The organism is Pseudomonas sp. OV546, assembly GCF_900116845.1.
Taxonomy (GTDB): domain Bacteria; phylum Pseudomonadota; class Gammaproteobacteria; order Pseudomonadales; family Pseudomonadaceae; genus Aquipseudomonas; species Aquipseudomonas petroselini.
In genome coordinates this window covers 306,905-322,009 of sequence record NZ_FPCE01000002.1, presented here as the reverse complement: position 1 = coordinate 322,009, position 15,105 = coordinate 306,905, and the positions used below count along the sequence as shown (strand labels likewise).

General features: G+C 61.5%; 13 protein-coding genes and 1 other RNA gene. All 14 read left to right on the top strand.

Annotated features, from left to right (window positions below; translation table 11 throughout):
- Positions 1-31: 31 nt before the first annotated feature.
- The 14 genes from rsmI (at position 32) to BM403_RS06580 (ending at position 15,105) form a co-directional block, all read left to right on the top strand.
- Positions 32-937 carry a 16S rRNA (cytidine(1402)-2'-O)-methyltransferase gene (rsmI, locus tag BM403_RS06645; RefSeq protein ID WP_162471070.1) on the top strand — a complete coding sequence of 302 codons (906 nt, stop codon included), beginning with the start codon at positions 32-34 and terminating at the stop codon, positions 935-937.
- A gap of 96 nt (positions 938-1,033) precedes the next feature.
- An RNA gene (gene rnpB, locus BM403_RS06640) (RNase P RNA component class A) lies at positions 1,034-1,387 on the top strand.
- 354 nt (positions 1,388-1,741) lie between these two features.
- Positions 1,742-2,197, top strand: a complete 456-nt coding sequence (gene mraZ / locus BM403_RS06635) for a division/cell wall cluster transcriptional repressor MraZ (RefSeq protein WP_003171868.1) — start codon at positions 1,742-1,744, stop codon at positions 2,195-2,197.
- Complete coding sequence (gene rsmH / locus BM403_RS06630; RefSeq protein WP_012722289.1) at positions 2,194-3,141, top strand: 16S rRNA (cytosine(1402)-N(4))-methyltransferase RsmH; 948 nt, start codon at positions 2,194-2,196, stop codon at positions 3,139-3,141. Before mraZ ends, rsmH begins: the two co-directional genes overlap by 4 nt.
- Complete coding sequence (ftsL, locus tag BM403_RS06625) at positions 3,138-3,431, top strand: cell division protein FtsL (RefSeq protein WP_004371991.1); 294 nt, start codon at positions 3,138-3,140, stop codon at positions 3,429-3,431. Before rsmH ends, ftsL begins: the two co-directional genes overlap by 4 nt.
- On the top strand, positions 3,431-5,173 hold the full coding sequence (locus BM403_RS06620; protein WP_175538056.1) for a peptidoglycan D,D-transpeptidase FtsI family protein: 1,743 nt from the start codon (positions 3,431-3,433) through the stop codon (positions 5,171-5,173). Before ftsL ends, BM403_RS06620 begins: the two co-directional genes overlap by 1 nt.
- Complete coding sequence (locus BM403_RS06615) at positions 5,173-6,636, top strand: UDP-N-acetylmuramoyl-L-alanyl-D-glutamate--2,6-diaminopimelate ligase (RefSeq protein ID WP_093542154.1); 1,464 nt, start codon at positions 5,173-5,175, stop codon at positions 6,634-6,636. Before BM403_RS06620 ends, BM403_RS06615 begins: the two co-directional genes overlap by 1 nt.
- The gene (murF, locus tag BM403_RS06610) at positions 6,629-7,999 is read left to right on the top strand and encodes a UDP-N-acetylmuramoyl-tripeptide--D-alanyl-D-alanine ligase (protein WP_093542152.1); all 1,371 of its coding nucleotides are present in this window, start codon (positions 6,629-6,631) and stop codon (positions 7,997-7,999) included. Before BM403_RS06615 ends, murF begins: the two co-directional genes overlap by 8 nt.
- The gene (gene mraY / locus BM403_RS06605) at positions 7,999-9,081 is read left to right on the top strand and encodes a phospho-N-acetylmuramoyl-pentapeptide-transferase (RefSeq protein WP_064054787.1); all 1,083 of its coding nucleotides are present in this window, start codon (positions 7,999-8,001) and stop codon (positions 9,079-9,081) included. Before murF ends, mraY begins: the two co-directional genes overlap by 1 nt.
- 6 nt (positions 9,082-9,087) lie before the next feature.
- Complete coding sequence (gene murD / locus BM403_RS06600) at positions 9,088-10,434, top strand: UDP-N-acetylmuramoyl-L-alanine--D-glutamate ligase (RefSeq protein ID WP_012722294.1); 1,347 nt, start codon at positions 9,088-9,090, stop codon at positions 10,432-10,434.
- The gene (gene ftsW, locus BM403_RS06595) at positions 10,431-11,654 is read left to right on the top strand and encodes a putative lipid II flippase FtsW (protein ID WP_012722295.1); all 1,224 of its coding nucleotides are present in this window, start codon (positions 10,431-10,433) and stop codon (positions 11,652-11,654) included. The genes murD and ftsW overlap by 4 nt, the downstream gene beginning before the upstream one ends.
- Positions 11,644-12,714, top strand: a complete 1,071-nt coding sequence (gene murG / locus BM403_RS06590) for an undecaprenyldiphospho-muramoylpentapeptide beta-N-acetylglucosaminyltransferase (protein ID WP_093542150.1) — start codon at positions 11,644-11,646, stop codon at positions 12,712-12,714. Before ftsW ends, murG begins: the two co-directional genes overlap by 11 nt.
- A complete protein-coding gene (murC, locus tag BM403_RS06585; protein ID WP_012722297.1) occupies positions 12,707-14,152 on the top strand; it encodes a UDP-N-acetylmuramate--L-alanine ligase in 1,446 nt (481 codons plus the stop codon). Before murG ends, murC begins: the two co-directional genes overlap by 8 nt.
- Positions 14,149-15,105 carry a D-alanine--D-alanine ligase gene (locus BM403_RS06580; protein ID WP_012722298.1) on the top strand — a complete coding sequence of 319 codons (957 nt, stop codon included), beginning with the start codon at positions 14,149-14,151 and terminating at the stop codon, positions 15,103-15,105. The genes murC and BM403_RS06580 overlap by 4 nt, the downstream gene beginning before the upstream one ends.

Genomic DNA, 15,105 nt, shown 5'->3' with positions numbered 1-15,105 from the left:
TGGCATATTTTCAAGGCGCCTACGCGCTACAATGTGGCTTTTGCCAACCATCGAGGTGTGCGTTTTGACTGCTCCAGGTCCTTTGAATTCCACTGCAGGCTCGCTTTTTGTCGTGGCGACGCCCATTGGCAACCTGGACGACATCAGTGCCCGGGCGCTTAAAGTGTTGCGCGAGGTTAAATTGATCGCGGCCGAAGACACACGGCACTCCCAGCGGTTGATGCAGCATTTTGGTATCAGCACGCCCTTGGCAGCCTGCCATGAACACAATGAGCGCGAAGAAGGCAGCCGTTTTATCGTGCGCCTGCTGGCGGGCGACGACGTGGCGCTGATCTCCGACGCGGGTACCCCGCTGATCTCCGACCCTGGCTACCATCTGGTGCGCCAGGCGCGGGCCGCTGGTATCAATGTAGTGCCTGTTCCGGGAGCCTGCGCGCTGATCGCTGCATTGTCGGCGGCCGGCCTGCCTTCCGACCGCTTTATCTTCGAAGGTTTCTTGCCGGCCAAGGCGGTAGGGCGGCGTGCGCGTCTTCAAGCGCTAAAGGAAGAGCCGCGCACCTTGATTTTCTACGAAGCACCTCATCGCATCCTTGAATGCTTGCAGGACATGGAGCTGGTGTTTGGCGGCGAGCGCCTGGCGCTGCTGGCCCGTGAGCTGACCAAAACGTTCGAAACCCTCAAGGGGCTGCCCTTGGAGGCGCTGCGCGGGTTTGTCGAAGGCGACAGCAATCAGCAGCGCGGCGAGTGTGTGGTGCTGGTGGCGGGCTGGACGGCACCGGAAAGCGAGGACGCCGTCAGTAGCGAGGCGATGCGTGTGCTGGACTTGCTGCTTAAGGAAATGCCCCTCAAGCGTGCTGCGGCGTTGGCCGCTGAAATTACCGGTGCACGCAAGAATGTGCTGTATCAAGTTGCGCTGGATAAACAGAAAGCCGAATAGTTCCGGGGTTAAACCGGTATTTCGTCCGAAGGTGATGGCATTGCTGTACTTTTAATACTTGTCCTAACTCCGCCGTGCCGTTAACCTGCGCGGCGGAGAGTCGATTGGACAGTCGCTGCCTTCTATGAAAATTAGGGGGGGGAGGAAAGTCCGGGCTCCATAGGGCGAAGTGCCAGGTAATGCCTGGGAGGCGTGAGCCTACGGAAAGTGCCACAGAAAATAACCGCCTAAGCACTTCGGTGCCGGTAAGGGTGAAAAGGTGCGGTAAGAGCGCACCGCGCGACTGGCAACAGTTCGTGGCTAGGTAAACCCCACTTGGAGCAAGACCAAATAGGGTCCCAAGGCGTGGCCCGCGCTGGGACCGGGTAGGTTGCTAAAGATGTCCAGTGATGGCCATCGTAGACGAATGACTGTTCAAGACAGAACCCGGCTTATAGATCGACTCTCCACCTTTTTCCTTCTGTCCGAATCTCGGGCAGAAACCCGGTAGTAACGCAAGAATCCCTCCCTGCCAAATCATTGGCAGATGCATCTTCGTAATACCAAAAAAATCTTACTCTTAATAAATTACTTTAACTTTAGCCTATAGCGCTTTGAGCTATCTGCGCTTGTTGGGCCAAAAATACCGTCGAACTCTGGTTTCTCCTCCGTTTGCGCTCCTAAATCTCCGTTCTGTAAGGCTTTTCCTTGAATCCGCGCCTTGACGGTGTGGTGGGCGCATTCCTATAGTGTGCGCAAGTGGCGGAAAGTGGCACAAAGTGGGTTTTTTGAACGTAAAACGCTAAAATTTGGAGAAACGCATCTGTGTTTCGCGGAGCTAACGCTATCAGTCTCGATGCAAAAGGCCGTCTCGCCATGCCGAGCCGGTATCGTGACGAGCTCATTTCGCGAAGTTCCGGACAGTTGATCATCACCATTGATGCCGTTGACCCTTGTTTATGTGTTTACCCGCTCGATGAGTGGGAGTTGATTGAAACCAAGTTGCGCGCCCTGCCTTCATTGCGTGAAGAAAACCGCCGCCTGCAGCGTTTGCTGATCGGTAATGCCGTCGACCTCGAGCTCGATGGCAGCGGTCGTTTCCTGGTGCCCCCGCGTTTGCGCGAGTACGCCAAGCTCGACAAGCGCGCAATGCTGGTCGGCCAACTGAACAAGTTCCAATTGTGGGACGAAGATGCCTGGGATGCTGTTTCTGCAGCAGACCTGGCTGCTATTCAACAACCGGGCGCCATGCCTGATGAACTGCGTGATTTGATCCTGTGACTATTGATAGCGGCTTTAACCACATCACCGTACTGCTTGACGAAGCCGTTGAGGCTCTCGCCGTACGCGCGGATGGCTGCTATTTGGATGGCACGTTCGGCAGGGGCGGGCATAGCCGGTTGATACTCAGCCAGCTCGGGTCCGACGGTAAGCTCCTCGGGTTCGACAAAGACCCCCAAGCGATTGCCACCGGGCAAGCGCTAGCGGCCGAAGACGGCCGCTTTGTCGTTGTGCAGCGCAGCTTTGCCGAGCTGGGTGCCGAAGTCGCCGAGCGCGGCATGGCAGGCAAGGTGGCCGGGGTTTTGCTCGATCTGGGCGTGTCTTCGCCACAGCTCGATGACCCTGAGCGCGGCTTCAGTTTCATGAACGATGGTCCGCTCGACATGCGCATGGACCCGACCCGTGGCGTGAGTGCTGCGCAGTTCATCGCCACCGCGCCAGTGGAAGAAATCGCCCGTGTGTTCAAGGAATACGGTGAAGAGCGCTTCGCCGGTCGCATGGCTCGCGCCGTGGTCGAGCGTCGCGAAATCCAGCCGTTTGAACGCACCGCTGACCTGGCCGAAGTGCTGAAGGTCGCCAACCCAGCGTGGGAAAAGGGCAAGAACCCGGCCACCCGTGCGTTCCAGGGCCTGCGCATTCACGTCAACAACGAATTGGGCGACCTGGAGGCCGGCCTCGAGGCTGCCCTCGAGGCCCTGGAGGTGGGGGGGCGCCTGGTGGTGATCAGCTTCCACTCCCTGGAAGACCGTATCGTCAAATTGTTCATGCGCCGCCTGGTCAAGGGCGAGTCCGACAACCTGCCGCGCAACCTGCCGGTGCGTTTCGAAGCTTTTGTGCCGAAAATCAAAATCCATGGCAAAGCGCAGTTCGCTTCCGAAGCCGAACTCAAGGCCAACCCACGTTCCCGTAGCGCTGTCATGCGTGTTGCGGAGAAGTTGCGGTGAGCAAGCTTTTCGCCAAGCCCCTCCCGGGCGGCAGCTTCTTTATGTTGCTGTTGTTTGTCGGCGTGCTGGTTTCCGCGATTGCGGTGTCCTACAGCGCCCACTACAACCGTCAACTGCTCAACACCCTGTACGGGGAATTGAGCGTGCGTGACAAGGCGCAAGCGGAATGGGGTCGTTTGATCCTGGAGCAAAGCACCTGGACGGCCCATAGCCGCATCGAAGTGCTGGCCACCGAACAGCTGAAAATGCACATTCCGGGCGCGGCTGACGTTCGCATGGTGGCGCCATGATGAAACTCGAGGGCGCACTCTACCCATGGCGTTTCCGCCTGATGCTCGGCTTGCTGGCATTGATGGTGGGTGCGATCGCCTGGCGGATCATCGACCTGCAAGTGGTCGACCGCGACTTCCTGATCGGCCAGGGCGACGCCCGCAGCCTGCGGCATATTCCGATTCCTGCGCACCGCGGCCTGATCACCGACCGTAATGGCGAGCCCCTGGCCGTCAGTACACCGGTGACTACCCTGTGGGCCAACGCCAAAGAATTGCAGGTCGCCAAAGACCGCTGGCCGCAACTCGCTGCCGCCCTGGGCCAGGACCCGAAAGCCTTGGCTGAACGCCTTGAGGCCCAGGCCAACAAAGAATTCATCTACCTGGTGCGCGGCTTGACCCCCGAGCAAGGCCAGCAAGTGCTCGACCTTAAAGTCCCTGGTGTCTACGGCATCGAGGAATTCCGTCGTTTCTACCCAGCCGGTGAAACCACCGCGCATATGGTTGGCTTTACCGACATCGATGACCACGGCCGCGAAGGTGTGGAACTGGCCTACGATGAATGGCTGGCCGGGGTTCCCGGCAAACGACAAGTCATCAAGGATCGGCGCGGTAGGCTGATCAAGGATGTCCAAGTCACCAAAAACGCCAAGGCCGGTAAGCCCTTGGCGTTGTCGATTGACCTGCGCCTGCAATACCTGGCCAACCGCGAGCTGCGTAACGCGATCATCGAGAACGGCGCGAAGGCCGGCAGCCTGGTGATCATGGACGTCAAGACCGGCGAGATCCTCGCCATGGTCAACCAGCCGACCTACAACCCGAATAACCGTCGCAACCTGCAACCGGCGATGATGCGCAACCGCGCCATGATCGACGTGTTCGAGCCGGGTTCGACCATGAAAGCCATCTCCATGAGTGCCGCCCTCGAAACCGGGCGCTGGAAACCCAGTGACAAGGTCGAGGTGTATCCGGGCACGTTGCAGTTAGGCAAATACACCATTCGTGACGTATCGCGCACCGAAGGTCCGGTGCTGGATTTGACAGGTATCCTGATCAACTCCAGTAACGTGGGCATGAGTAAGGTCGCCTTCGATATTGGCGGCGAAACCATCTACCACCTCGCACAGAAGATCGGTTTGGGCCAACCCACCGGCCTGGATTTCCCCGGCGAGCGCGTGGGTAACCTGCCGAACTACCGCGACTGGAAAAAGGCCGAGACCGCCACGCTTTCCTATGGTTACGGCCTGTCGGTGACGGCGATCCAATTGGCTCATGCTTTCTCTGTATTGGCGAATAATGGCCGAATGGTTCCACTGAGCCTGATCCACGTCGACGAGGCACCGAAAGCCACCCAGGTGATCCCTGAAAACGTCGCCAAGACCATGCAAGGCATGCTGCAACAAGTGATCGAAGCACCTCGTGGCGTGTTCCGTGCCCAGGTGCCGGCGTACCACGTGGCCGGCAAGTCGGGTACGGCGCGTAAGACATCGGTTGGCACCAAGGGCTACGCCGAAAACTCCTACCGCTCGCTGTTCGCCGGTTTCGGCCCGATGAGCGACCCACGCTACGCCATCGTCGTGGTGATCGATGAACCGAGCAAAGCCGGTTACTTCGGTGGCCTGGTCTCGGCGCCGGTGTTCAGCAAAGTGATGTCCGGCACCCTGCGCCTGATGAACATCACGCCGGACAACCTGCCGCCGACCCAACAAGCGAGCGCCGGACCACCGGCCGCTGCTGTAAAAGCCAATGGAGGGCGCGGCTGATGTCTCTTAGCCTGAACAAGATTTTTGCCCACGCCGGTCGTGATCTGTTGATTCGCGAGTTGACGCTGGACAGCCGTAACGTACGCGCCGGTGACCTGTTCCTGGCGGTGCCGGGCGGTAAGTACGATGGCCGTGCGCATATCGCCGATGCGTTGCAGCGCGGTGCAGCGGCAGTGGCTTATGAAGTGGAAGGCGCCACCGTGCTGCCGATCACCGATGTGCCGTTGATTCCGGTTAAAGGGTTGGCAAAACAGTTGTCGGATATTGCCGGTCGCTTCTATGGCGACCCGAGCCGTCACCTCAACCTGGTGGGCGTCACCGGTACCAACGGCAAGACCAGCGTGACCCAGCTGGTCGCGCAAGCGCTTGACCTGTTGGGGCAGCACTGCGGCATCGTCGGCACCTTGGGCACCGGCTTTTATGGCGCGCTGCAAAGCGGCCTGCACACCACGCCGAACCCCATCGCCGTGCAAGCGACCCTGGCCGACCTGAAAAAGGCCGGTGCCAAGGCGGTCGCCATGGAAGTTTCGTCCCACGGCCTGGATCAGGGCCGCGTTACCGCCCTGGCTTTTGACGTGGCGGTGATGACCAACTTGTCCCGCGATCACCTGGACTACCACGGCACCATGGAGGCGTACGCCGCCGCCAAGGCCAAGCTGTTTGCCTGGAATGACCTGAAGTGCCGGGTGGTCAACCTGGATGACGCATTTGGCCGCCAACTGGCCGCCGAAGACAGCGAAGCGCGCCTGATCAGCTACAGCCTGGAAGATTCCAGCGCGTACCTGTTCTGCCGTGAAGCCCAATTTAATGACGAAGGCGTGCGCGCCACGTTGGTCACGCCTCAGGGCGAACACCATTTGCGCAGCACGTTGCTCGGGCGCTTCAACCTGAGCAACGTCCTCGCCGCCATCGGTGCGCTGCTCGGCCTGGATTACGCCCTGGATGAAATCCTGCGCGTGCTGCCCAAGCTTGAGGGCCCGGCCGGTCGCATGCAGCGCCTCGGTGGCGGCAAGCAGCCGCTGGTGGTGGTCGATTACGCCCACACCCCCGACGCCCTGGAAAAAGTCCTGGAAGCCCTGCGCCCACACGCCAAGGGCAAATTGCTGTGCCTGTTCGGTTGTGGCGGTGATCGCGATCGCGGCAAGCGTCCGTTGATGGCCGAGATCGTCGAGCGCTTGGCCGATGGCGTGCTCGTCACCGACGACAACCCGCGCAGCGAAGACCCGAGCCAGATTTTCGACGACATCCGCGCGGGCTTCAACGACGTGTCCAAGGCCGCTTTCGTCGCCGGTCGCGGTGCGGCCATTGCCCAATTGATCGCCAGCGCCAGCGCTGACGACGTGGTGGTACTGGCCGGTAAAGGTCACGAGGACTATCAGGAAATCAACGGCGAACGCCATGCCTTCTCCGATCTGGTCGAGGCCGATCACGCCTTGACGGCCTGGGAGGTCGCCCATGCTTAAAGCGATGACATTCAACGAGCTGGCCCAGGCCCTGTCGGCCCGAGTGCTGTCGAGCGATTGCAGCTTCGACGGCGTCAGTATCGACAGTCGCAACATCAAGCCGGGGCAACTGTTTGTCGCGCTCGCCGGCCCGCGCTTCGATGGTCACGACTACCTGAATGACGTCGCCGCCAAAGGGGCTGTAGGTGCCTTGGTGCAGCGTGAAGTGGCGGACGCTGCATTGCCGCAACTGCTGGTCGCCGACACGCGCCTGGCGCTCGGCCAGCTGGGGGCGTTGAACCGTGCCGCATTCACTAATCCCGTTGCGGCCATCACCGGCTCCAGCGGCAAGACCACGGTCAAGGAACTGCTCGCCGGTGTGCTGCGCACGCGCGGCCCGGTGCTCGCTACCCGTGGCAACCTCAACAATGATTTCGGCGCACCCCTGACCCTGCTCGAACTGGCCCCGGAACACACGGCGGCGGTGATCGAACTGGGGGCTTCGCGCATCGGCGAAATCGCCTACACCGTGGCGCTGACCAAGCCCCACGTCGCGATCATCAACAACGCCGGTACCGCCCATGTCGGTGAGTTCGGTGGCCCGGAAAAAATCGTCGAAGCCAAGGGTGAAATCCTCGAAGGCCTCGACGCTTCGGGCACAGCGGTATTGAATCTGGACGATAAGGCCTTCGAAACCTGGCGTGTACGCGCCGCCGGTCGCAAGGTCCTGACGTTTGCAGTGCTCAACGCTGCGGCCGATTTCCACGCCTCGAACATCACTGTCGATGCCCGTGGTTGCCCGTCCTTTACCTTGCACTCCCCGCAAGGCAGCGAACAGGTGCAGTTGAACCTGCTGGGTAACCATAACGTCGCCAACGCCTTGGCCGCTGCCGCTGCGGCCTATGCCTTGGGCGTGTCGTTGTTTGGTATCGCCACTGGCCTGGGCGCAGTGCAGCCGGTCAAGGGCCGCACCGTCGCGCAACTGGCAACTAACGGCATGCGCGTGATCGACGACACCTACAACGCGAACCAGTCCTCGGTCTGCGCCGCTATCGACCTGCTCAAAGGCTTCGACACTCGCAAGGTGCTGGTACTGGGCGATATCGCCGAACTGGGCGACTGGGCCGAGCAGTCCCACCGCGAAGTCGGCGCTTACGCCAGCGGCAAAGTCGATGCGCTCTACGCCGTCGGCCCGAACATGGCGCATGCCGTCAACGCGTTCGGGCCCGGTGCGCGGCATTTCGCGACCCAGGCCGAGCTGATCCAGGCGCTGACGGCGGCTGAACACGACACGCACACAACCATTTTGATCAAGGGATCGCGCAGCGCGGTGATGGAAAACGTCGTCGCGGCCTTGTGTGGCTCAAGTACGGAGAAACATTAATGCTGCTGCTGCTGGCTGAGTATCTGCAACAGTTCCACAAAGGCTTCGCGGTCTTTCAGTACCTGACCCTGCGCGGGATTCTGGGTGTGCTGACTGCGCTGTGTTTGTCGCTGTTCCTGGGGCCGTGGATGATCCGCACCCTGCAGAACCTGCAAATTGGTCAATCGGTCCGTAATGACGGCCCGCAGTCGCACCTGTCCAAATCCGGCACCCCGACCATGGGCGGCGCGCTGATCCTGTCGTCCATCGGCATCAGCACCCTGCTGTGGGCCGACCTGCACAACCGCTACGTATGGGTGGTGCTGTTGGTGACCTTGCTGTTCGGTGCCATCGGTTGGGTGGATGACTACCGCAAAGTGATCGAGAAAAACTCCAAGGGGCTGCCTAGCCGCTGGAAGTATTTCTGGCAGTCGGTGTTTGGCCTCGGCGCCGCGATTTTCCTCTACACGACAGCGCCAAGCGCGGTCGAAACCACCTTGATCATCCCGATGCTCAAGGACGCCAGCATTCCACTGGGCATCGGCTTCGTGGTGCTGACCTACTTCGTGATCGTCGGCTCCAGCAACGCGGTCAACCTGACCGACGGCCTCGACGGCCTGGCGATCATGCCGACGGTGATGGTGGGCGGCGCGCTCGGCATCTTCTGCTACCTGTCGGGTAACGTGAAATTCGCTGAATACCTGCTGATCCCTTATGTACCGGGCGCAGGTGAATTGATCGTGTTCTGCGGCGCGCTGATCGGTGCCGGCCTGGGGTTCCTGTGGTTCAACACCTACCCCGCACAAGTCTTCATGGGCGACGTCGGCGCACTGGCGCTGGGCGCAGCCCTCGGCACCATTGCAGTGATCGTGCGCCAGGAAATCGTGCTGTTCATCATGGGCGGTGTGTTCGTGATGGAAACCCTGTCGGTGGTCATCCAGGTGGCGTCCTTCAAGTTGACCGGGCGCCGCGTGTTCCGCATGGCGCCGATTCACCACCACTTTGAACTCAAGGGCTGGCCTGAGCCACGCGTGATTGTCCGTTTCTGGATCATCACAGTGATTCTGGTACTGGTCGGCCTTGCCACCCTGAAACTGAGGTAGAAACGAGTGTCCCTGATCGCTTCAGACCACTTCCGCATCGTTGTCGGCCTCGGCAAGAGCGGCATGTCCCTGGTTCGCTTCCTGGCGAACCGGGGCAAGCCGTTTGCTGTGGCCGATACGCGGGAAAATCCACCGGAGCTGGTCACGCTGCGCCGTGACTACCCGCACGTGGAAGTGCGTTGTGGCGAGCTGGATGTCGAGTTTCTGTGCCGCGCCGATGAGCTCTACGTGAGCCCCGGCCTGGCGTTGGCGACACCGGCCCTGCAAGCCGCAGCGGCGCGTGGCGTGAAACTGTCCGGCGATATCGACCTGTTCGCGCGTCACGCGAAGGCGCCGATCGTTGCGATCAGCGGTTCCAACGCAAAAAGCACCGTCACCACCTTGGTCGGCGAGATGGCTGTGGCGGCCGGTAAGCGTGTCGCCGTGGGCGGCAACCTCGGTACGCCGGCGCTGGACCTGCTCAGCGACGACATCGAGTTGTACGTGATGGAGCTGTCGAGCTTCCAGCTGGAAACGACTCACGACCTTGGCGCCGAAGTCGCCACCGTCTTGAACGTCAGCGAAGATCACATGGACCGCTACAGCGGCCTGCCGGCCTATCACCTGGCCAAGCACCGAATCTTCCGCGGCGCCAAGCAAGTGGTGGTCAACCGCCAGGATGCGCTGAGCCGTCCGCTGATGGGCGAGGGCCTGCCGTGCTGGACCTTCGGCCTGAGCAAACCCGATTTCAAAGCCTTCGGCATCCGCGAAGAGCACGGCGAGAAGTACCTGGCCTTCGAATTCCAGAACCTGATGCCGGTGCGCGAGCTGAAAATTCGTGGCGCGCATAACCAGTCCAACGCCCTTGCGGCCTTGGCGCTCGGGCATGCCGTGGGCTTGCCGTTCGACGCCATGCTCTCGAGCCTGCGCACCTTCGGCGGCCTCGAGCATCGCTGCCAGTGGGTGCGTGACCTCGACGGCGTCAGCTATTACAACGATTCCAAGGCCACCAACGTCGGTGCGGCCCTGGCTGCCATCGAAGGCCTTGGCGCCGATATTGAAGGCAAGCTGGTGCTGATCGCCGGTGGCGACGGCAAGGGCGCCGACTTCAAGGACCTTAAAGGCCCGGTGGCCACGCATTGCCGTGCCGTGGTGCTGATCGGGCGCGATTCTGACTTGATCGCCGCCGCCCTGGGCGATGCCGTGCCGCAAGTCCGCGCCACGTCGCTGGACGACGCCATCGCCCACTGCAAAGCCCTGGCCCAGCCGGGCGATGCGGTGCTGCTGTCGCCGGCGTGCGCCAGCTTCGACATGTTCAAGAACTACGAAGAGCGCGGCCAGCTGTTCGCCCGCGCCGTGGAGGCCTTGGCATGAGTATCGACTTCAGAAACATCATCAAGCCGTACCCGTCGCCGATCATTACCGGGCGCGGTATCGACCTGGATTTCCCGATGCTCGCCGGTTGCCTGGCGTTGCTGGGCCTGGGGTTGGTGATGATCACTTCGGCGTCCTCTGAAGTGGCTGCCGTACAGTCGGGCAACACGCTCTACATGATGATCCGGCACTTGGTTTACCTGGTGATCGGCCTCGGTGCCTGCATCGTTACCATGATGATTCCCATCGCTACCTGGCAACGCCTGGGCTGGCTGATGCTGATCGGGGCGTTCGGCTTGCTGATCATGGTGATCCTGCCCGGCATCGGCCGGGAGGTGAACGGTTCGATGCGTTGGATCGGCTTCGGCGCGTTCAACGTGCAGCCGTCGGAAATCGCCAAAGTATTCGTGGTGATTTACCTCGCCGGCTACCTGGTACGTCGCCAGAAAGAAGTGCGCGAGAGTTGGATGGGCTTTTTCAAGCCGTTCATCGTGCTGTTGCCCATGGCTGGCCTGCTGCTGATGGAGCCCGACTTCGGGGCCACCGTCGTGATGATGGGGGCGGCGGCGGCGATGTTGTTCCTCGGCGGCGTGGGCCTGTTCCGCTTCACCTTGATGGTGGTGCTGGCGGTGGCGGCGGTGACGGTGCTCGTGCAAGCGCAACCCTATCGGATGGCGCGTCTGATCACCTTTACCGACCCCTGGTCCGATCAGTTCGGCTCCGGTTACCAATTGACCCAGGCGTTGATCGCCTTCGGTCGTGGCGAGTGGCTGGGCGTCGGCCTGGGCAACAGCGTGCAAAAACAGTTCTACCTGCCGGAAGCGCACACCGACTTCGTGTTCTCGGTGTTGGCCGAAGAATTGGGCGTGGTGGGTTCGCTGTGCACCGTCGCGTTGTTCGTGTTCGTGTGTGTGCGCGGCATGTACATCGGCATGTGGGCCGAGAAGGCCAAACAGTATTTCGCTGCTTACGTGGCGTACGGCTTGTCGTTCCTGTGGATCGGCCAGTTCCTGATCAATATCGGCGTGAACGTCGGCCTGCTGCCGACCAAGGGCCTGACGTTGCCGTTCCTCAGCTACGGCGGCAGTTCGTTGGTGATCTGCTGCGCCTGTCTTGGCTTGTTGCTGCGCATTGAGTGGGAGAGTCGTACCCACCTGGGCAGCGAAGAGATGGAGTTCAGCGAAAGCGACTTCGCCGAGGAGCCGACCCATGGGCGCTAACGTGCTGATCATGGCTGGCGGCACCGGGGGCCATGTGTTCCCGGCACTGGCCTGCGCACGGGAATTCCAGAACCGTGGCTACACCGTGCACTGGTTGGGTACACCGCGTGGCATCGAAAATGAACTGGTGCCCAATGCTGGCTTGCCGCTGCACCTGATCAACGTCACCGGCCTGCGCGGCAAGGGCAAACTGTCCCTGCTCAAGGCGCCGTTCGTGTTGCTCAAGGCAGTGTGGCAGGCGCGCAAAGTAATTCGCGCAGTGCAGCCGGTGTGTGTGCTCGGGTTTGGCGGTTATGTGACCGGTCCTGGTGGTGTGGCGGCGAAGCTCGCCGGCGTGCCGGTGATCGTGCACGAACAGAACGCCGTCGCCGGCACCGCCAACCGTTTGCTGGTGCCCTTGGCCGCACGTGTGTGTGAAGCGTTCCCGAATACGTTCAGTGCGTCGGACAAGCGCCGCACCACCGGCAACCCGGTGCGCATCGAACTGTTCATGGACATCGCCCGCCAGGCGTTGGCCGGGCGCAAGGCGCACCTGCTGATCCTGGGCGGAAGCCTGGGCGCCGAGCCGCTGAACAAATTGCTGCCGGAAGCGGTGGCGCAACTCCCTGTGGAATTGCGCCCGGAGATCTTCCACCAGGCCGGCAAGAACCACGATGAAGTCACCGCCGCGCGTTACCGCGAAGCCGGTGTGGAGGCGAACGTACAGCCTTTCATCAAAGACATGGCCCATGCCTATGGCTGGGCCGACCTGGTGGTCTGTCGCGCTGGTGCGCTGACCGTCAGTGAACTGGCCGCCGCCGGTCTGCCGTCCTTGCTGGTGCCTTTGCCCCATGCGATTGACGATCATCAGACCCGCAACGCCGAATATTTGGCCGGGGAGGGCGCTGCCTTCCTGCTGCCGCAAAGAACGACTGGCGCCGCCGATTTGGCCGCACGCCTGACCGAGGTTTTGATGCAACCGGAACGACTCAACAGCATGGCGAGCACCGCAAGCCGCCTGGCCAAACCTGACGCAACCCGCACCGTGGTCGATATCTGCCTGGAGGTGGCCCATGGTTGAGAATCAGAAAGCCATGCCACAACCTGAGATGCGCCGCATCCGTCGCATCCATTTCGTTGGTATCGGCGGCGTGGGCATGTGCGGCATTGCCGAAGTGCTGCTGAACCTGGGTTATCAGGTATCCGGCTCCGACTTGAAAGAGTCGCCGGTCACCGATCGCCTGAAATCCTTTGGCGCACAGATCTTTATCGGCCACCGTGCCGAGAACGCCGCTGAGGCTGACGTGCTGGTGGTTTCCAGCGCCGTGAACACCTCCAACCCGGAAGTGGCGACGGCCCTTGAACGCCGCATTCCCGTGGTGCCACGCGCCGAGATGCTGGCCGAGCTGATGCGCTACCGCCACGGCATTGCCGTCGCCGGTACCCATGGCAAGACCACCACCACCAGCCTGATCGCCTCGGTGTTCGCCGCCGGTGGCCTGGACCCGACGTTTGTCATCGGTGGCCGCCTGAATGCAGCCGGTACCAATGCCCAGCTCGGCACCAGCCGTTACCTGATCGCCGAAGCCGACGAAAGTGATGCCAGCTTCCTGCACCTGCAACCGCTGGTGGCCGTGGTCACCAACATCGACGCCGACCACATGGCGACCTACGACGGTGACTTCAACAAGTTGAAGAAAACCTTCGTCGAGTTCCTGCACAACCTGCCGTTCTACGGTCTGGCCGTGGTGTGCCTGGATGATCCGGTGGTGCGTGAAATCCTGCCGCAGGTCAAGCGCCCGACCGTGACCTACGGCTTCAGCGAAGACGCCGACGTGCGCGCGATCAATGTGCGCCAGGAAGGCATGCAAACCTACTTCACCGTGCTGCGTCCCGACCGTGAGCCGCTGGACGTCTCGGTGAACATGCCGGGCAACCACAACGTGTTGAATTCCCTGGCGACCATTTGCATCGCCACCGATGAAGGCGTCAGCGATGAAGCCATCGTCGAAGGCCTGTCGCGCTTTGCCGGTGTTGGCCGTCGCTTCCAGGTCTACGGCCAACTGCCGGTAGAAGGCGGCGATGTGATGCTGGTGGACGATTACGGTCACCACCCGACCGAAGTCGCCGCCGTGATCAAGGCTGTGCGGGGTGGCTGGCCGGAGCGCCGCCTGGTGATGGTGTACCAGCCGCACCGCTACAGCCGTACCCGCGACCTGTATGACGACTTCGTCAATGTACTGGCCGATGCCAACGTGCTGCTGCTGATGGAAGTCTACCCGGCCGGTGAAGAGCCGATCCCGGGCGCCGACAGCCGCAAGCTGTGCAACAGCATCCGCCAGCGTGGCCAGTTGGACCCGATCTACATCGAGCGCGGTGTGGACCTGGCGCCGATCGTCAAGCCGCTACTGCGTGCCGGCGATATCCTGCTGTGCCAGGGCGCTGGTGATATCGGTGGTCTAGCACCTAAGTTGCTCGCCAGTCCGCTGTTTGCAGCCGCCCAGGGGAAGTCGAAATGACCACTGACTACGGCTCCCTGTTCTCGACCATCACGCCTGCCGACTTCGGCCGCGTGGCGGTGCTGTTCGGCGGCAAGAGCGCCGAGCGCGAAGTGTCGCTAAAGTCCGGCAACGCCGTGCTCGAAGCCCTGCAAAGCGCCGGTGTGAACGCGTTCGGCATCGATGTGGGCGATGATTTCCTCGCTCGCCTGCAGGCCGAGAAGATCGACCGTGCCTTCATCATCCTGCACGGCCGTGGCGGTGAAGACGGCAGCATGCAAGGCCTGCTGGAGTGCGCCGGCATTCCTTATACCGGCAGCGGCATCCTCGCCTCGGCGCTGGCCATGGACAAGCTGCGCACCAAGCAGGTGTGGCACAGCCTGGGTATTCCAACACCGCGTCACAGTGTGCTGTGCAGCGAAGACGATTGTATTTCTGCAGCCAAGGAACTGGGCCTGCCTTTGATCGTCAAACCAGCCCATGAAGGCTCCAGTATCGGCATGGCTAAAGTGAACTCGGCCGCCGAATTGATCGACGCATGGAAAGCGGCAAGTACCTACGATTCGCAAGTGTTGGTGGAACAGTGGATCCAAGGTCCCGAGTACACCATCGCCACCCTGCGTGGCCAGGTATTGCCGCCTATCGCATTGGGCACGCCCCACACCTTTTACGACTACGACGCCAAGTACGTGGCTTCCGATACCCAGTACCGGATCCCGTGCGGCCTCGACGCAACCAAGGAACAGGAATTGATGGACCTCACGGCGAAAGCCTGTGAGGCGCTGGGTATCGCCGGTTGGGCGCGGGCAGACGTGATGCAGGATGACCAAGGGAATTTCTGGTTCCTGGAAGTCAACACTGCACCGGGCATGACCGATCACAGCCTGGTACCTATGGCCGCCCGTGCCGCCGGTCTGGACTTCCAGCAGTTGGTGCTGGCGATCCTGGCCGCAAGCATTGAGCCCAGAGGCTAA